The 18,042-nt window shown below is 43.7% G+C and carries 18 protein-coding genes and 1 rRNA gene; 8 read left to right on the top strand and 11 right to left on the bottom strand.

Translation table 11 applies throughout. The features are described from left to right. Positions 1-417 precede the first annotated feature (417 nt). Positions 418-534: ribosomal RNA gene (gene rrf / locus D0A37_RS17410) — 5S ribosomal RNA — on the top strand. 358 nt (positions 535-892) lie between these two features. Here the strand turns inward: rrf and D0A37_RS17405 are convergent. The 5 genes from D0A37_RS17405 to D0A37_RS17385 all read right to left on the bottom strand — a co-directional run bounded on the left by D0A37_RS17405 (position 893) and on the right by D0A37_RS17385 (position 6,804). After that, on the bottom strand, positions 893-2,755 hold the full coding sequence (locus D0A37_RS17405) for a sensor histidine kinase (protein WP_242716207.1): 1,863 nt from the start codon (positions 2,753-2,755) through the stop codon (positions 893-895). A gap of 303 nt (positions 2,756-3,058) precedes the next feature. Next, entirely contained in the window at positions 3,059-3,256 is a 198-nt protein-coding gene (locus D0A37_RS17400) for a hypothetical protein (protein ID WP_242716206.1), read from the bottom strand. Positions 3,257-3,472: 216 nt separating this feature from the next. After that, positions 3,473-4,885: a hypothetical protein gene (locus D0A37_RS17395; protein WP_242716205.1), complete on the bottom strand. Its 1,413-nt coding sequence runs from the start codon at positions 4,883-4,885 to the stop codon at positions 3,473-3,475. Between the two features lie 16 nt (positions 4,886-4,901). Further along, a protein-coding gene (locus D0A37_RS17390) for an IS630 family transposase (protein WP_242715677.1) occupies positions 4,902-5,857 on the bottom strand; the annotation gives its coding sequence in 2 pieces (ribosomal slippage) (positions 4,902-5,524 and positions 5,524-5,857; 957 coding nt in all). Positions 5,858-5,955: 98 nt separating this feature from the next. Next, the gene (locus D0A37_RS17385) at positions 5,956-6,804 is read right to left on the bottom strand and encodes a hypothetical protein (RefSeq protein WP_242716204.1); all 849 of its coding nucleotides are present in this window, start codon (positions 6,802-6,804) and stop codon (positions 5,956-5,958) included. An 82-nt stretch (positions 6,805-6,886) separates the two neighbouring features. Here D0A37_RS17385 and D0A37_RS17380 point away from each other — a divergent pair, with 82 nt between their 5' ends. Together D0A37_RS17380 and D0A37_RS17375 are read left to right on the top strand one after the other, a co-directional pair. Continuing rightward, positions 6,887-7,270: a helix-turn-helix domain-containing protein gene (locus D0A37_RS17380; RefSeq protein ID WP_242715925.1), complete on the top strand. Its 384-nt coding sequence runs from the start codon at positions 6,887-6,889 to the stop codon at positions 7,268-7,270. Continuing rightward, positions 7,270-7,833: an IS630 family transposase gene (locus D0A37_RS17375; RefSeq protein WP_242715923.1), complete on the top strand. Its 564-nt coding sequence runs from the start codon at positions 7,270-7,272 to the stop codon at positions 7,831-7,833. The genes D0A37_RS17380 and D0A37_RS17375 overlap by 1 nt, the downstream gene beginning before the upstream one ends. Here D0A37_RS17375 and D0A37_RS17370 read toward each other — a convergent pair. Continuing rightward, positions 7,808-8,059, bottom strand: coding sequence for a hypothetical protein (locus D0A37_RS17370; RefSeq protein ID WP_242716203.1), 252 nt, complete (start codon positions 8,057-8,059; stop codon positions 7,808-7,810). The two genes, D0A37_RS17375 and D0A37_RS17370, sit on opposite strands and share 26 nt — an antisense overlap. Positions 8,060-8,530: 471 nt before the next feature. Between D0A37_RS17370 and nadC the strand changes: the two genes are divergently transcribed. Further along, the gene (nadC, locus tag D0A37_RS17365; protein WP_242716202.1) at positions 8,531-9,391 is read left to right on the top strand and encodes a carboxylating nicotinate-nucleotide diphosphorylase; all 861 of its coding nucleotides are present in this window, start codon (positions 8,531-8,533) and stop codon (positions 9,389-9,391) included. A 208-nt stretch (positions 9,392-9,599) separates the two neighbouring features. Here the strand turns inward: nadC and D0A37_RS17360 are convergent, their stop codons facing one another. Beyond that, a complete protein-coding gene (locus D0A37_RS17360) occupies positions 9,600-10,628 on the bottom strand; it encodes a C39 family peptidase (RefSeq protein WP_242716200.1) in 1,029 nt (342 codons plus the stop codon). A 504-nt stretch (positions 10,629-11,132) separates the two neighbouring features. Continuing rightward, positions 11,133-12,461 carry a M16 family metallopeptidase gene (locus D0A37_RS17355; RefSeq protein ID WP_242716198.1) on the bottom strand — a complete coding sequence of 443 codons (1,329 nt, stop codon included), beginning with the start codon at positions 12,459-12,461 and terminating at the stop codon, positions 11,133-11,135. A 240-nt stretch (positions 12,462-12,701) separates the two neighbouring features. Between D0A37_RS17355 and D0A37_RS17350 the strand changes: the two genes are divergently transcribed. From D0A37_RS17350 to D0A37_RS17335, 4 genes are all read left to right on the top strand, one after another. Then, positions 12,702-13,559, top strand: a complete 858-nt coding sequence (locus D0A37_RS17350; RefSeq protein ID WP_242716195.1) for an ABC transporter permease — start codon at positions 12,702-12,704, stop codon at positions 13,557-13,559. Between the two features lie 389 nt (positions 13,560-13,948). After that, entirely contained in the window at positions 13,949-14,158 is a 210-nt protein-coding gene (locus D0A37_RS17345) for a DUF2997 domain-containing protein (protein ID WP_015176940.1), read from the top strand. Positions 14,159-14,198: 40 nt separating this feature from the next. Further along, positions 14,199-14,585, top strand: coding sequence for a DUF1257 domain-containing protein (locus tag D0A37_RS17340; protein WP_242716193.1), 387 nt, complete (start codon positions 14,199-14,201; stop codon positions 14,583-14,585). A 77-nt stretch (positions 14,586-14,662) separates the two neighbouring features. After that, positions 14,663-15,133, top strand: coding sequence for a ferredoxin (locus tag D0A37_RS17335; RefSeq protein WP_242716191.1), 471 nt, complete (start codon positions 14,663-14,665; stop codon positions 15,131-15,133). Between the two features lie 94 nt (positions 15,134-15,227). Here the strand turns inward: D0A37_RS17335 and D0A37_RS17330 are convergent, their stop codons facing one another. The 3 genes from D0A37_RS17330 to D0A37_RS17320 all read right to left on the bottom strand — a co-directional run bounded on the left by D0A37_RS17330 (position 15,228) and on the right by D0A37_RS17320 (position 18,005). Next, positions 15,228-15,509, bottom strand: coding sequence for a YiaA/YiaB family inner membrane protein (locus D0A37_RS17330; RefSeq protein WP_190739554.1), 282 nt, complete (start codon positions 15,507-15,509; stop codon positions 15,228-15,230). 362 nt (positions 15,510-15,871) lie between these two features. Beyond that, a complete protein-coding gene (locus D0A37_RS17325) occupies positions 15,872-16,951 on the bottom strand; it encodes a hypothetical protein (RefSeq protein ID WP_242716189.1) in 1,080 nt (359 codons plus the stop codon). Positions 16,952-17,027: 76 nt separating this feature from the next. After that, positions 17,028-18,005 (bottom strand): coiled-coil domain-containing protein, encoded by a 978-nt coding sequence (locus tag D0A37_RS17320; RefSeq protein ID WP_242716187.1) that lies wholly within the window; start codon positions 18,003-18,005, stop codon positions 17,028-17,030. Positions 18,006-18,042: the final 37 nt, after the last annotated feature.

Genomic DNA, 18,042 nt, shown 5'->3' with positions numbered 1-18,042 from the left:
AGAGGAAAATAGGTAATCAGGGGTAAAATTCGTTTTAGCAATAGGAATGGGAAAGAAATTTATCAAAGAAATCAGCCTAGGAAATCCCAAAGATTATTGCGGAATCGGAAATATCTTCAACCAGCTTTGGATGAGATTGAAGTAGATACAGCATATTCCATTTATATGCGGTACACACAATTTTGTTGTAAGTAAGGTGCGTTGCCATCAACAATCTGCAAGTTCCATTGAACTATAAAACAGCGGGGCACCTACATAACACGTACCACACAATATAGCTGCTACTGTACTTAATAAACCTGGAATATGGTGTAAGTAAGGATGAGTGCAAAAATGAGCCGTACTTTTGATGCAAAATCTTAGAGTCCTAATAATTGGCTCTTTAAGTCGTCATTTATTTTAACAAAATCATAACAACATCGTGCTGAGGATGTAATGGAACCACTCTGATCCATCCCGAACTCGGTTGTTAAATGTTGCTATGGCGAAGATACTCGGCGGGTCACTGCCCGGTAAAATAGCTCAGTGCCAGGTTAATAATAAATTAAAGCTCTTTTCCCGCAACAACGGAAAAGGGCTTTAGTTTTTGGGGGAGTTATTACTCATCTACAGAAAAGCAAGTCTTGGGCCGGCAGGATGCTTAACCCCTACTCCCCACAAGAATTGTTGCAGATGTCTAATCTGCCAGCGTTGTAGAAATCCTCGAAGTTATCACATTTTTGGGGGTAGAATTTGAAACGGCTGTGATGCGGGTAGATTGCGAGGAAATAGAAGCTGTTAAACAAAGTGCAGAAAAATGGCTAAAAAAGAAAGTGAATATTACAACTAAAACCTCATAGCAGATAACCTCAAAAGCCTAACAGAAAAACTTTCAGTGGTGGGGCGCACCTGGTTAGACGGGATCACGGATTTGCTGCTGGACAAGGATTTGAATCACAAACTCCGTTCCCTTACCAGATATTGAGAAGCAATCTAACTTACCGCCATGTTTCTCAGTGACAATCTGATAGCTAATCGCCAGCCCCAGGCCCGTTCCCTTACCGACAGACTTTGTGGTGAAGAATGGATCGAAGAGGCGTTTCTGAACAGATTCAGACATTCCCGTTCCGTTATCAGAAATTGCAATTTTTACCCACTTTGAATCAATCATGGCAGTCCGAATGGTAATCAGGTTGGGATTTTCCTTAATCTCCTGATAGGTTCGTTTGACGTTGGCTTCTTCCAGCGCATCAATGGCATTTGCCAGGATGTTCATAAACGCCTGATTGATTTGACCAGGATAGCATTCTATTAGCGGTAGATTACCATAATCACGAATTACTTGAATCGCTGGACGCTCTGGTTTATCTTTCAAGCGATGTTGCAAAATCGACAACGTACTATCAATGCCCTCATGAATATCAACGGCTTTGAACTCAGCTTCATCCATTCGTGAAAAGTTGCGGAGTGACAAAACAATCTGGCGAATGCGATCCGTGCCGAGTTTCATGGAGTCGAGGACTTTAGGTAGATCGGCTTGGATAAACTCCATATCAATATCTTCTGCCTCAGCTTGGATTTCCGGTGCTGGGTCGGGATAGTAATTCTCGTAGAGTTGCACCAAACCTAATAAATTGTGGGCGTATTCCTGCACATGAGTCAAGTTGCCGTGAATGAAGTTGACTGGATTGTTGATTTCGTGTGCCACCCCTGCCACCATTTGCCCCAAAGCAGACATCTTTTCGCTTTGCACCATTTGAACCTGAGTGCGTTGCAGTTCCTCTAAGAGTTGTTGCAACTGTATATTTTTGTCGCTGAGTTCTTGGGTTCTTACCTCGACTTGAAATTCAAGGGTTTGGCTGTAGTTTTCCAGTTGTTCGTTGGCTGTTTTCTGTTGCTGTAACAGTTGTTGAACAGCGCGAATTAATTGGTTAAAAGCATTGGCAAGGGTTCCAATCTCATCATCTTGCTCAACAGTTGCTTGTAACTCAAAATTAGATTCTTCAGTAGTTCGTCGGGCAACGCTGGTAAGAGCTTGAATGGGTTGGGCAATTGCTCGGCTGGTCAAAATTGCCAAGAGAATGGCGATCGCAACAGACAATCCGATACTTGCAACCACCAATTTCTCAGCAACTTCACTAGCCTGTTGATATGACCTTGTTGCTACCTCCAGTTCTTGGTAAGCATGGTCAATAAAACCCACCAAATCATCGGAGATGCCATCGTATTCAAGCGCCAAATCGCTGTTGGTAAATTCCAACATCAGGGCTTGGGCTTGCTCAACATCAGTGGGTGACGCAAGATCCAGACTACGAATTCGTTCAACTCGGCGTTCTAATTCCTGTGAGTAGAGTTGTGGTACACGGTCATAGGTTTGCAAGAAGGCTAGAATCGTTGCGTGGTGTACATTATCTTGCCGACTATGATACTTTGCCACAAATGCCTTAAGTTCAGCCCAAATTGTTTGGATTTCAGCTTTATGCTTCAGCAAGTGAGCATATTCATCTTGAAATTTTTCTGGGTATTGCGCTAAAGGAATGAGTTGTTGTTGGTGGGTTCGGGCTTGGAGAACACGAGATTGCAGACGCTGCAGAAGTTCCACTTCGTTACGCGCGTGTTGTTCATGCTCTTGAGTCTCTTGTTGATAATGATCCCCAACTCCAAAACCAGCAATTGTTCCACACACAGCAATGCCTAGAGCAAGGGTGTATCCTAAACCGATCTTTTGCCCAACTCTGAGACTGGATAACCGTTGTCCTAAACTCTGGCGCACCATATAACCTTCTCTAGCCCTACAGGAGATTTGCTTGACCGAGTGCCCCCTATTTGCTCATTTTAAGCCTTTAAGTTTGAAAACGGAAAACTCCTATGTTTAGGATAGGTTTTCCCTTACAGGGTTTACGTCTTGAATTTACGCTTTTCTAAAGGCTCTACCTAAATCGTGGAGAACCCCGCAGTAGATCGTCACCCCGCCCGTTCCCATGTTACCCGCAAACGCCGAACATCTTTTTTGTATTCTAAATTAGCACAACTATCCGAATTCTACCTGCTGAAATTTCGTGCAAACTTCCCGTCAGCGCTACTTACCCAGAGTAAAGTCTCCGCCTGCTCTTGAGTTAGATGAAGTGCTATAGCTTTTAGTGTAGCTTAAATTCGCTATCGGGCCATTAGTCATTACCTCTAAGCGATCGACTTCCTCGAACCATTTTGCCCAAGCTTTGGCAATATCGTCTGGGAGTTTGGGCTCAGCTATTCTATTTTGGTGATTGTGGATCACAAAGTCGATAAAGTTGCTAACTTATGGCAAGATGGATTCTGGAAATGGCAGCAATTTGGCGATCGCACTCTCACGAATATTCATAAGAATTGCCTCTTTTAGTCATCTTGATTTTAATATAATCATAACAAGCGATCGCCCTTAATTTTAGCAGTCAATAGTGGGCGAGCTCCTTCTGCCTTCCTCATAGCCAGAATCGCGGGCAAAAGTTGCTGCCTAAACTGTGCTATATTCTTGACCAATTTGTCGAAGCAATTTAGTGAAATTGTCCTTGTCAGATTCGTTTTGAAACGTATCTACTACCTTTTTTAACCTAGACAAGTCATTGGTATAGTTCTTGTCAGATAGCTGTGACACCAATTGCGACGAGAAAAATTTTACTAACTCAGGTTCATTAGATAAGAGATCTACAACATCTTTCAACTTAGACAAGTTCTGACTGTACTTCTCGTCTGATAAAATAGCTACTGCATTTTTTAATTTTGGCAACTTGTTTTTATACTTCTCATTAGAAACCAGATCCGATAAGTTTTGGTCACTCCCCACTATAGCTACTAACTCTTGCAACTTAGATAAATTGGTAGAGTATTTCTCGTCTGACAAAATATCTACTATTTTTTTCAACTTAGACAATTCCTGTTTCTGGTTCGGGTCTGATAGCAGTGAAGTTAATTTGCTTTCCGCCTTGACAAATTTTGCTAAGTTTTCATAGTTAATTGAATCAGATTTGGAAACTAGAAATACTTTCCAAGCCATTTTTGCGTTTGTAAATACAACCCCCTCTTTTGCATCCTTAAAAGCACTGTTGTTTATCAAAGCGATTACTTTTTCTCCCGAGTCAAGAGAGAGCCATGAAGACAGCGCGTTTGACAGTTTATCTAATGGAATATTAGGAGCAGAAAATCCATCTTTAATGCCATATTTTGGAATTACATCCTTCTTTTGTGAAAAAAATTCTCCCCAATAACCGGGAATTATATCTTCAGTATAGGTGTAGGTTCGAGTTTCTAACTGGTGCAGCACGGATGAATCGCGAGTCTTTTCAGATGAATCGCGAGTCTTTTCAGATTTGTTGAGCAATAACCAAATCATATATGCAGTACCCGATGCAACAAGAGCAGAACCGCCCGTGATTAAACTGAGTCCACCAAGAGCCGAAATAGTGGCAGTAATAGCAGCAGCACCGGACAATGTACCGGCTACTCCCAAAGCACTCGCAGCAGTCCAAGCAGCTAAAACAGTTGCAGCACCGGCGATTGTTCCTGTACCAATTGCAATTCCCAGATTTTTTTGGTCTTCGCTATCCATTTCTGAAACTAACGCAATAGACAGCAGTCCTGCGGCTCCTATTAGCGCTGCTCCTCCTGTTGCTACTGCTAAACCACCTAGCATTCCTAAACCACCAGATGCGACAGAACCACCACCTAAAACAGCTAAAGTCGCGTTGGTTGCAGCCGCTCCTGATAAACTACTAATACTAACACCCGTAGCTGTTTCTACTCCAAGTGTACTAAACACTCTCGTAGCTTGTGGAACAATTGCTGCTCCTTTGTCTTTAGCATCCGTCAGTTTCTTTTTCAATACTTTAACAGTTTGGACAAAATCATAGGCTTTTTCAGCAGAAGCCATTTGACTATAGCATTTCTTACAAAGGTGAGGTACAATAACAGCAGTGAGTAAACCAATTCCAAATATTTGCTGATGTAACTTCACTAAATGCAAACTCTATGGCTTTTGCTAACTCTTTATAATTAGGTGTCTTGATAGAACGGAGAATATTTTTAAGTTTTGACCATAAATTTTCAATTGGGGAGAAATCCGGCGAATAGGGCGACAAGTATATTAATTTAGCCCCTTTTTTTTGGATGGCTTTTTCTACTTCTTCTCCGGTATGAATAGTACAATTATCCATGACTACACAAGCACCTTTCCATAACTTTGGCACTAATTTTCGGATAATAAAAGCCTCAAATGTAATTGCATCAGTTGTACCTATTAAATTAACTGATGTTAGGACTTCTTTGACCGATATAGCTCCAATTATTGAGACATTTCTTCCGCGTTTATTCGGTTTTGATCCCTTGGCTCTTGAACCTTTTAGAGATCGAGCATATAACCTAACCATTGCCAAGTTTACTCCACATTCATCAATGAATATTAAGTCTTTGAAACAAACTTCTCTAATTTTTTGCCAGAACTCGTATCGCAGGTTCTGAACCCTGTCAGTGCCTTTGTCTGACGGGAAAAGAGTTTTTTTTTCAAAGTCATGTTTAAGAGTTTTGCCATTCTTCCCATCGTTGCTACGCTGATGGTAAAACCAATTTTTTGGTACAGTAAATAACGGAGTTCTTCGAGAGTTGCATCATTGTTTGCTTCAATCAATTCCGCTAAAATTAGCAGTTGTTCTGCATTCAGTTTTAATTTGACTCCACATCGCTCAGTGCGAGGAGCAATGTTTTGGGTGTCACGATACTGTTTAACCAATTTTTGGACAAAACTTAGGGCTACACAAAAACGGTTAGCTATTGCTCTTTGTGACAGCGGTTCATTATGGTACACATCCATAATTTTTTGTCTAAAATCAATCGAATAAGTTTTCATTTTTACTAATGCGTGATCCTTGCTAAAATTTGAGATAGTTGTCATTCTAGTGACTGCTGCGGGTCGAGGGACTACTGCTCGAAGATCGCCCTATTTAATTAGAGCTGTATAACATTTTGAAGTTCTATATTTTTCACTCCGTTTAAGTCAGTTATATTATACCTCATCTTTCTAAGAAATGCTATATCTAAATTTTGTTTCCTTGCTATCGAGTAAACAGCTTTAGCATTTTCTGGGATTTTGGCTTTGTCAATGAAGGAGTCTAGCGACTTCAAGGTTGCTGTATCTTCTACTGTCTTGCCATCGCGCACCTGCTGATAAGTTGACTGGTAATTTTTCTTTTGTTCATCAGTCAATTGGCTTTCAGTAATCTCTTTGACCAGAATAAAATCAACTGTTAAGGCTCTTGAGTTGGCAATGGCTAAAGAGTAGTTCTGCTTGATTTCTAAAGGCAGTGCAGAAGCGGCAACAATTGAGTAAATATCTGTGAGTGCCTTAAAGTCAGGAACAGGTTCGCCGGCGCGGACGTATGCAGAAGTTCCTCTGATTAGTTTCTTCTTTGCCTCAGTCAGTTTAGATTGAGCCAAGGTCGATTCAATGGCTTGCTCAATTCCGAGTAAGCGTGAATTGGTACTGGCGATTTGGTAGCGCTCTTTAATTTTGTTGTCTAGCTTTGAGGACGATATCACATAATCAAGAAAATCCAAGGCGATCAGATCGTCAATATACTCACCATCTTCAACTTGCTCGTAAACAAATTTGCATTTCGCTTTGCTTGCTTCTTCGACAAATTGCGTATTTTTGTCAATTTCTTGATAAATTTCCTCTTTTATTCCGAGTTGTCGATCGTATAAGGTATGCAAAACTACAGTAATATCTTTACCGTCTTGACCGCGCCCTTTGAGGGTAATCTCTTGGCTATCTTGAGCTTTGGAGGGAATTTCCACCTGGCAAGGTTCTCCCGATCGCAAAGTACAGCACTTCCGGATGTTATGAGGTACAATAGAATCGACTAAAAATAATATACCAATGAAAGCATACTCAGTAGATTTGCGATCCAAAATAGTAGCAGCCCATGTCGAGCAGAAGCTGTCGATCAGAAAAACAGCAGAAATATTTGCCTGCAGTAAAAGCTTAGTTCAAAAACTTGTCAAGCAACAAAAAATAGAGGGGAATTTACAGCCTAAACCGAGGGGTAAACCCAGATTCAGTCATTTGAATAATGCGTCACAAGAGTTAAGAGAAATAGTGGTCACACATCCCGATGCAACTTTGGTAGAATTGTGTGAGTTGTTCGCCCAAAAGACAGGAAATTGGGTAGGCAGAACAGCCATGTGTAGCGCCTTACAGAAGTTGGGATTAAATCGTAAAAAAAAACAGTCAGGAGTAGCCAAGCAGGCACAGAAAGAGTGATGAAGTTAAGGTTAGACTATTGGGAAAAAGTCAAGGATATCGAGCCAAAAAATCTAGTATTTTTAGATGAGACTGGAGTATTGCTAGGTTTAACCAGAACTCATGCACGTTCGCAACGAGGAACTAGAGCCTATGCGGTCAAACCTTTTTATCGAGGCAAGAAAGTCACAGTAATTGGTGCAATTAGCCTCACGAAAGTAGTGGCATTAATGACCCTGGACAACTCGATGGATAGCAAAGCATTTGAGGTGTTTATCGAGAAATGTTTAGTGCCACAATTGTGGCCCGGAGCCGTAGTAGTGATGGATAACTTACCAGCGCATAAAGTAGATTCAATTACATCGATGATTGCCGTGGTGGGTGCTTCTATTTTATGTTTATCCCCATACTCTCCTGATTTTAATCCGATTGAATTATGGTGGTCGCAACTTAAATCTTTATTGCGACAGTTTTCACCAACCAGCACTAAAATGGTTGACACGATAATTGCTGTGGCTCTTGACTTAATTAATCCGAAACATCTCAAAAACTGGTTTACTAATTGCTGCTACTGTACCTCATAACATCCGGAAGTGCTGTAAAAGTTTGCTTTCCTCCTACTCGGGCTGTGGTATAAGGAACAAAAATATGATAGTTCTCCAAGGTAGAGAAATTTTTGCCTAATCCCTCGCTATCAGCCATAGCGCTAGCTGGATCAAGCAAGTCTTTTGTCAATAAACCCAAAGTACCTAAAGCAACATAACTAAGAAAAGAGCGACGGTTGAGAGGAGAAATATTTAGGTGAGTCATAACTGAGTATTTGTAGCTTGAATGTAGTTTTTATGCGAAATAATCAAATCCGAACTCTAATTTATCAAGTTCGTTACTTCCAAATTTACTAGCAAACCTACCCTTAGCCCTAGTAGCCCACCCCAAAGCCTGTGCTTGCTCATAAATCAGATGAGCTTGTTTCTTTGGCGCCAATTTTCCTTGCGACAAAGCAAACTCACTCTATTAAATCAGCGACACCCAACTTTGTCAACAGGTGATTGACTACAAAACTGCGCCTGTTGAGCAAACTGTAATTAAGCCAACAAGGACATCCGCGTGGCCAGATTATTTGGCAACTTGCCTAAAATTATCCGATCGACTATTGTTCCTAATAGATATCATCCCAAATCCTTGCATCTCTTAGTCCGCGAAGGCGGACTTCGTTTGTGTAGAAGCGGTTTCAACCGCCGAATCCTATAACGCCGAACTTAATATAACAACAACAAAAACATGACAGCAATATTACCGCCTTGGATAGTTTTAGACTCCCTATTGCACAACTGGCTACTAGAAGATATCGGTAGGGGCGATCGCACAACCTCGGCCTTATTTCCTGCAAACAGCATCCAGGGTACGGCTAAATGGATTGTCAAAGAAGCTGGAGTCATAGCCGGATTGCCAATTGCCGATCGCACATTTAAACTTTTAGACAGCGGCCTCAGTTTCATCCCGCAAGTACCGGAAGGGAAACTGTGCCAAAAAGGAGAAGTAATTGCCGAGATTTCCGGCAATTTCGATGCGCTGCTAACCGGAGAAAGAGTAGCATTAAACTTGGCAATGCGTTTGAGTGGCATCGCTACTTTAACTCACAAATATGTTGACAAAATTGCTGATTTGCCAGTGCAATTAGTGGATACGCGCAAGACAACGCCGGGGTTGAGATTGTTGGAAAAATACGCAACTCAAGTCGGCGGTGCTTGCAATCACCGGATGGGATTAGATGACGCGGTGATGATTAAAGACAATCACATTGCGGCGGCTGGGGGAATTGCAGAGGCGATCGCCCTAATTCGCAATTCTATCCCCTATCCGCTGACGATCGAAGTCGAAACCGAAACTCTCGCCGAAGTAGAGACAGCTTTGCAGCACAAAGCCGATATTATCATGTTAGATAATATGTCCTTTGATTTGATGCGGCAGGCTGTGGCCATAATTCGCCAAAAGAGCGATCGCGTAAAAATTGAAGCTTCCGGCAATGTTACTTTAGAAACAATTAGAAGTGTAGCGGAAACCGGAGTTGACTATATTTCTACCAGTGCTCCGATTACGCGATCGACTTGGCTCGATTTGAGTATGAAAATTAATAGTTAGTTGACTGTTGACTGTTGACTGTTGTTATATCAAATGCGGGTTAAATACTTTCTTTATCTCTTAGTCTCTTAGAGAGGGACTTCGTTTATCTTCTCGCCTTGCTAGCCGTTTCAAGCGCTTAGTGATAAAGAAGTTAATAACCCCGGGTTTAGTATCATTAGTCAGTAGTAACAATGCCAATTCCCAATTACCAATTCCCGATTCCCAATTACTTAGAGATAAAATGAACCCAAAAATTCCCGTCAGGCATACAGAGGCTGCGGATTAAGCGGTAAGTATAGTGCAAGTAAGCACCGCTGAGACTTGTGTCGTAGCCACTTGGGAACCACTCGCCATAGGGATCGTGGACGAAGAATCCCTCGCTGTCGTAGCCTGATGCAACTATAATGTGACCGAAAGACGTGAAGTATCCGTGGATGACAGCGGGATTTCCAGTGGCGAGCCAATCTTGAACGTCATCAACAGTTGCATTCTCGGTAAAGAAATCTTGAGCGCCGTAATCTCTAACAATCTTTGCTAAATCGTAGGGGTCCCAGCGACTGTAACCTTTGGCGATCGCATATTCGTAGAGTTCGTCTTCATATTGCCCGGTTTGTTTGCGCCGTGGCACCCTCAAAAAGTCCATACACATCGCTAATGAAGTTACATTGCAAGAACCTGTAGGATTGTGCAAGTTATCCAGTTGCGAGCGATAAGGAATGCCAAGCCTGACTGTTGGAGGATTGGGTTTCGGAAAAAGCAGAATGCCGTCTTGAGTAATTTGAGCGTGCCCTCCAAAAACATACCAAATCCCTGAATCTTTGAAAGACTCGTTGCGGAGAGCAACTCTGATGTGACCGCGAGTGGGAGCAAAAGCCAGGATCTCCAACTCTTTTCCTGCTGGTATTACTTGTTTTTCCGAGTCCTGAAGTTGAGAAGACGCCAGCGGTTTTGATTTAAAAATGGTGTCTCTGAGCGTTTTCAGGATCAGGGGATGTGTGGGAATCTCCTCTGGTTTGGTTTCGATCAGCTTTTTGGCTGTGACTGCTCCTAAAAAACCCGCTTCGCCGCACTTAGTCAGAGTTTGAAATCGGTGGAGAGCAGCAGTAGAGAGAGGGCCAAATTCCCCGTCTACGGGAGGTTTCAGTAAACCCAGGTCAATGAGGCGGCTTTGAATTTGGTGGCTGAGTTCGTCGTCGGCAGCAACTGCTTTGGCATCGTACCTAATGTTTGAGTTGAGAAAGTTTTGTAATTTCATGCTTGCGTGCCCCTGTCAATCGATTTTAGATTCTAGATTTTAGATTTTAGATTTTAGAATTACGATCGCCCATCAATCCGGTTTCCCTAGACTAAATTGCTTGCTCGTCAATAATTCCCCGTTTATCGTCTCATAAAATTACGGTAATTTTGCCGGGCAATCGATTTTAGATTTTAGATTTTAGATTTTAGATTTTAGATTTTAGATTTTAGAATTACGATCGCCAATCAATCCGGTTTCCCTAGACTAAATTGCTTGCTCGTCAATAATTCCCCGTTTATGGTCTCATAAAATTACGGTAATTTTGCCGATCGCACGTACCTTAAAGGCTTCATATTAATTATTTGATACAAAACCTTCAAGGCGCGGGCCGATCGAATTTCAGGCAGTATTGACTAAAAATCCCTGATACCCGTTGACATTGTTTCGGCAGAATGCCGAATGCCGTTGGATGCCTCAAAACCAGAGGGATGGCAGAATTCCCCTGTTGAGGCGAAGTCAGATTTATGCTTCGTCGGGGCGAATTACCACAACACCCATCGCGTCGGGAGACAGATATTTGACGGCGGCTTCTCGGAGATCCTCGGCAGTCTGAGCTTGGATGCAGCCGGCATAGTTGAGGGCGGGAGCGATATCTCCTACCATCGATTGATAGTAACCATACAAACTTGCTCGATCGCTCGGAGTTTCGTTACCAAAGATAAACCGATTTGCTACTTGCGTGCGGATGCGGGAAATTTCGGCATCTGTCACCAGTTCGGTTTGGAGAGTGCGGATGTGTTGGACGATGGCTGCTTCCACTGCTGCCAAGTTTTCTGTTGCTAGTTGAGCGGAAATTGAGAATACGCCGCCTAGTCGCTGAGTCATGTTGCTGACCGAAATTGACGAAACTAGCCCTTTTTCTTCGCGCAAATCCTGAACCAAGCGAGTTGTGCGGCCGTGACCCAATATTGTCGCCAAAACATCGAGGGCATAAGTTTCTGACATTTCCATGAAACCAGGCACTCGCCACATCACGATCAGTCGGGCTTGCTGAAGAGCAGAGTCTACAAATTCGCGGCGGACTGTTTCTGTAAAGGGCGATTCTTGGCCGTAGTTCAGGATTTGGGGTTCTGGGTGAAAGTTGCCGACAGCAGGCACATTTATTTTGTTGTTTTGTGCTGTACTTTTTGCTGCAAAACTGTCTGCGACAATTTCTATTAGTTGATCGACTGGCAAATTGCCGACAGCTACGGCTGTCATGGCCCCTGGGTGATATCTGCTGGTGTGGAAATCCCGCATTTGTTGCGCTGTCAACTGTTCGATTACCGCAGTCGGGCCGAGTACCGGTCGCTTGTAGGGCAGGACTTCAAATGCTAATTCCATCGATCGCTGATAGGTACGGCGGCGGGGATTGTCTTCCGATCGTCTAATTTCTTCTAACACTACCAGCCGTTCTCGAGCGAAGGCGTCGTCGGGAATGCTGGCGTTGAGCAACACATCGACTTGCAGGGGAGCTAGTTCGGCAAAATCTTTAGGGGCTGTGGTGATGTAATAGTTAGTGTAATCTTGGCTGGTGGCAGCATTGGTGACAGCGCCACGTTGCTCGATCGCGCGCTCAAATTCGCCACTGGGAATGCTCGGAGTTCCCTTAAAAATCATGTGTTCTAAAAAGTGAGCCATGCCGTTAATGTTGTCTGGTTCGACGGCTGAGCCTAAATTGAGCCACACGCTGAGGTTAACAGCATCGACCGGCAAGTGTTCGGCTATAACGGTGAGGCCGTTGGGGAAATGGCGGATTGTTGGGGCGTTGAGGGGCGATCGGGCGGAGGTTTTGAGCAGGGTTGATGTCATTGCGCTTTTAAATTTATCTTGTTCTCTATATCTTAAAGGGTCTTTAAGGAAGAGCTCAGGCATTGGGCATTTGGGGCGAAAAATGCAATTGGATATGGACAGTAATGCACGCACCGAGTTTTTCGTCTCCCTGGAGCACGTCCTGTTAACGTATTTCTGCGATCGCGATCGTTAATTTATCCTAATAGTTGCCCAAGTCCTCAGTTTTTTTGGTGACAGCATTCGATGGAAAATCGAAGATTGAATAACAACTTAGTATTTCCACAAGCAGCTTTTCAACGATTTTGGCGATCGACTTCGGGGAAAATCGGCTTAATTTTGACTGTAGCGCTGATGATCTCGGCACTTTTGGCCCCCCTACTTTCCCCTTACGATTCGGCCGTCGATCGAGATTATTTGTCGCGCTTGGTGGCTCCTAGCGCTAAACATTGGTTGGGCACCGACGGTTTGGGGCGAGATTTGTTGGTGCGGGTGTGGCACGGATTGGGAATATCTTTACTTGTCAGCCTGGTTTCTGTGGGTGCGGGTTTAATTGTAGGAGCGCTTTTGGGGCTGGTGGCGGGGTATTTTCGGGGGTTGCTGGAAATGGCGATCGGCACTTTGGCGGATATTTTGCTAGCTTTTCCTTCGATTTTACTGGCGATCGGCGTTGTTACCGTCACCGGGCCGAGCCTGCAAAGCGTAATTATCGCCGTCAGCCTCGTGCAAATTCCAATGTACATCCGCTTAACTCGTAGTATGGTGCTGTCTCTGCGGGAACAAGAATTTGTTTTGGCTGTCAAGGCCTTGGGCGCCAGCGACTTACGGATTATTTTTCGCCACATTTTGCCGGCAAGTCTCGGGCCTCTAGTTGTACAAGCAACTCTTTCGACTGGTACGGCGACACTAGAAGCTGCTGGTTTGGGTTTTTTGGGTTTGGGCGCACAGCCGCCGGTTCCTGAGTTGGGGACGATGCTTTCTGATGCTTTTAAGGGCGGATACGCTCTTTCGTCTCCTTGGACGATCGTGTTTCCAGGTTTGCTGATTACGTTGACTGTTTTGGGTTTCAACCTTTTGGGAGATGGCCTACGAGACGTTTTAGATCCCAGAGGGAATTAAAGGGGGAGTGGGGGAATTTATACTTTTGCGTTTTGCCTTCTGCCTTTTACCTTCTGCCTTCTTCCCTCTGCGTCCTCTGCGCCCTCTGCGGTTCATCCCCTCTTCCTTCTTCCTCACTCTCCAATCTCAAATCTCAAATCTCAAATCTCATCAAATAGACTGACTTGACTGCTGTCACGATCTACGCGAAACTTTACATACAACTGATGTATTGCTTCTACCTATTAATAAGTTCTGTTAAGTTGTGACTCAAAACCTATCAATTCGTCAAAATTGATATAGCGCTTTGTCAGTCAGCCAACTCTCAAGAAGCTACTTCAGGAGGCATCGTCCCTGGCTTGCTGGTGTCGGTGTCTGTTCTCAATATTCCTATTCAGTCAGCCCGCATTATGGAAACACTAGAGTTTGTGATCTATCCAGATGGCCGCGTACAGGAAACAGTCACCGGCATTGTCGGTGCTTCCTGTGCTGAGGTAACGGCTGCAATTGAAGCTCAGCTCGGCGTGGTGCTTCATCAAGAGTCAACATCGGAATATTTCACGCAAGCGCTGCATCAGTCAGCAGAAGCGACGGCCCAAGTGGCTTTTAGCGATTGGTAATTTTTTTTGTTGAGTTCACTTTACTTTTTTTGGAACCACCATGTCACACTTTAGCCAAATTAAGACCCAGATCCGCAATTTGAATTCTTTGGAAGCTGCTTTAACTGACTTGGGTATCGACTGGAAGTCGGGCCCAACTGAGGTGCGTGGCTATCGTGGCCTCACCAGCACCGCTGAGGTCGTAATTGAGCAAAAAAACGGCTACGACGTAGGTTTTAGCTGGAACGGGACTGAGTATGAATTGGTGGCTGACTTGCAGTTTTGGCAGCAAGCTTGGTCTGTAGACCGTTTTCTGAATAAGGTGACTCAGCGCTACGCTTACCATACTGTGGTGAATGAAAGCGCTAAGCAGGGTTTCCAAATTTCTGAGCAAAAGCAAAATCAAGACGGTTCGCTCCGCTTGGTGGTGCAACGCTGGTGCGCTTAATAATTTTGCGAGATTTTTGCAATCTTGTCTCATCAAAGTCCGCCTGCGCGGACTTATTTACTATTGTGGGGGTCTAAATGTCTGAGCTTTCTGGACTCGGAATAGATACAGCAATTGATCGCTCTGGTTTAGAGCCGGAGTTGGGAGGTTTTTTGCGGGATGCGCCCGATCGCTCTGGTTTGGAACCGGAGTTGGGCGGCGTGTTGCGCCAAAAAGGTGTCTATGTTGATGAGATTACCTGCATTGGCTGCAAGCACTGTGCTCACGTTGCTCGCAATACTTTTTATATTGAACCGGATTACGGTCGATCGCGCGTAGTTCGACAAGACGGGGATTCTGAAGAGTTGATTGCTGAGGCGATGGACACTTGTCCGGTGAATTGCATTCACTGGGTTGATTACACCGAACTCAAGACTCTGGAAGAAGAACGCAAGGATCAGGTGATGCCTGTCGTTGGTTTTCCGGTGGATATGGCGACAGTTAAGGCCGGTATTCGCCAGCGCCAAAAGAATAAGTTGCGCGATCGTAAGTTCAAAGGTAGCCATTGAAATCCCCAATTCCCATCCACAGCTTGAAACCTGTGGCTCAAACAACAAAAACAGCCCGCGCGGGCTGTTTTTTATATACATTGTATAGTCAAATTTATTTGAGAGGATGGTGCTCAGCGAGAATTTTCTCAACTCTAGCTTCGTCGATTCTGGCAGTTAATGTTGTTGCCTCGTTGTTATCGCGAATGGTTTTTGCTAAAGTAAAAGACGAGCCGATTGAAAAAGTTAAACCCATACCCATAAAAGCTTTCTGCCAGGGGTCTACCTGTAAATAAATGATACCTACAGTAGTTGCGGAAATGGCAAGAATAAAAGAAACCCAGCACTGAAGTATCCAAGCATTAGTATCTTTTTGGCGTATGATTTGTTTCTGCATAGTGCCTCTAAGTCCAATATATCTTTTGGTTGATTAACTTAAAGAATAGATAGCGTGAGTGAAGCGGTCAGGAGAGGAAGGGACAGTTTCGATAAGTGAACAGTGCGATCGGGCTTTTTACTAAATATTTCAACGCTGTAGATAGGGTTTAAGGCTCAAGGAAGACTCGCAGCGAGTGGACAGTTTGAAAACTCCACTAAGGAAAGCTAGTTTTTTCTCAAAATAGCGTAAGGTGCGCCGAAGAGCACCTTACTTCTCCCAGTCTGCCTCCGCAGACTGCGTTTGATTCTATGCAGCGGTTTCAACCGCCGACTCTTATCTACTTTGTTTGTGTAACCCCGGTTTCAACCGCCGAGTCTGATCTACTTATTTTTTTGCTGAGTCTTCGCTTGTTCGATCGCAATTTCCCTGACTGCTTGCAAAGAACTCAAATTCGATGCACCTTCAATTGCCTTCACCGCCAAATCTTGAACCTGTTTCAAAGCAGAATCCAGTTGTTTCGACAAGCTAGCAAGGCGCGCATCTTGATTTTGAATTGTCTGCAGCATCCCTTGAATTTGCAGTTCATAGTTTTGCTTTTGCCCTTCGAGATCTTTAGCAGACAAATCAGCCTTAACTTTAGCTTGATAATTGCCAATATTGCGGCCGTTATCTTTCCCGTTCTTGATATTAGCTTCGAGTTCTTTCGGGAAAGCTTCTACCTTAGCTTTAACCTCAGCATAAACTTTTTCTCGTTCCGAAAGAGATTTTTCACATTCCGCCCACTGTTTCTCCTGTTCTTGCTGAAACTCTTCGATTTCTTGATACAGCCTTTTCTGGCGCTGTTCGTATTCTTCGATGTCCAGATTTCGCTGAAGATTCAAATCATAATCATACAACTCTTCATCCCGCTCACGAGCTTTTTGGTGATTCTCATTGCGTTCTTTAACGGCCAACTTTTGGAGTTCCTGCTCTTTTTCCCAAGCTTGCCGGCGTTCCAACAATTCCTGTTCAACAGTTTCGCGCTGTTCGCTGAGTTCGCCAGCAAAAGTTTTGGCGCTTTCTTCGTACTGTTGAATTAAAGTGTCCAGTGTATCTTCTGCAACATCTTCTAAACTGTGCAACTCTTGCAGTTGTTGAATTTCCTCGCCCACAGTGCGCCGCAATTCTTCGACTTTAGCAGCTTCTGAAGTTAATTTTTCCGACAACTCGCTGACAGCGCCACCAAAGCTAAATTGCAGCAAAATCAAATTATCAATTGTGGACTGCATTTTTTGTGGATTTTGAGTTAATGGCAGGGGTTTCTTTGCCTCCACAATAGGTTTCTCGGGGACGGCTGTTTGCTTTTGGGAAGCGTTTAACAGTTGGATTTGCGCTTCTAACTGCGCTTTTTCTTGCGCTGCTTCCTTGTACGCTTCTAAGATTTCAGCCTTGGTGCTTTTGTCGCTAACTTTTTTGTTCATGACTTTTCATTTCTTAATAGCGGGGAAAATTTCTGTCATTTTTTCGTAAGGTGTGTATTGCACACCTTACTGGGTTTTAAGCTTTGCTGGCAAAAGCTTTCATTGCCAAATCTTGCGCTTGCTTCATCGTGGCTTGCAGTTGCGCGGAAATTTCGGCGATTTGTTCGGTTTGTCGCCCAATTGTCTGCTGTAAAGATTGGACTTTCAATTCATATCCTTGCTTGCTTCCTTCCCACTCTTTCTCCACTAAATCTGCCTTGACTTTAGCTTCGCGGGAAACTTCTTGAATTGCTTCTTCTTTGGCTTTAACATAAGCCTGTTTGAGTTCTTCTTCAAATCCGGCGGCTTTTCTTTGATTCTCTTCAAACTCCGCTTGATTGTCGCTGAGGACTTTTTCCCGTTCCACCCAATTTTTTTCTTTTTCGCGGGTAGATTCTTGCAAATCCCGTTCTAGTTTACGCTTCGTTTCTTCGTATTCGTCGGTTTCGATTTTGCGAGTGCGCTGTAATTCGTATTGATAATCTGCTGTTTCTTCCTGGCGCTTTTTAGTTATGTGTGCAGCCTCTTCTTGAACTGCAGCCTCAAATTCTTGCTGTTCTTTTTCCCAAACCTTGCGTTTTTGGGTCGTGTCTTTTTCGAGAATTTCGCGTTGGTTAGCAGCGTTTTGTTCCAGCAGGGTCAATTTTTCTCGGTGCTCTTGAGTTAAAATGTGGAGGGCGTCTGCTACAACTCTGATTTGCTGCAACTCTTGCAATTGTTGGGCTTCTATTTCGATCGCGCGTTTTAATTCGTCTAATTTGGAAGATTCCGCTTTCAGTTTTTCGGAAAGTCCGCTGATGATGCTGCCGAAATCTAATTGCAAGTCAGCCAAGCCTTTGACGATGCTGTCAATTGTGTAGGTGGAAGCGACTTCGAGGAGTTGTTTGTTTTTGGCTTTTTCGGCTGACTCTTCTTTGGTTTCTACTTTGGATTCGATCTTTTTCTTGTCGGCTAAAATCTGCTGAAAGTTTTGCAAAATTTTGACTTTGCTATCCTTGCCAGTTGCTATTGTCATAATGCTTGCTTCTCCTGATTATAACTTGGCGAGACTT

It is taken from the genome of Microcoleus vaginatus HSN003 (genome assembly GCF_022701255.1).
Lineage (GTDB): Bacteria > Cyanobacteriota > Cyanobacteriia > Cyanobacteriales > Microcoleaceae > Microcoleus > Microcoleus vaginatus_B.
The sequence above is the reverse complement of the archived record's forward strand: the minus strand, read 5'-3'. Positions and strand labels throughout refer to the sequence as shown.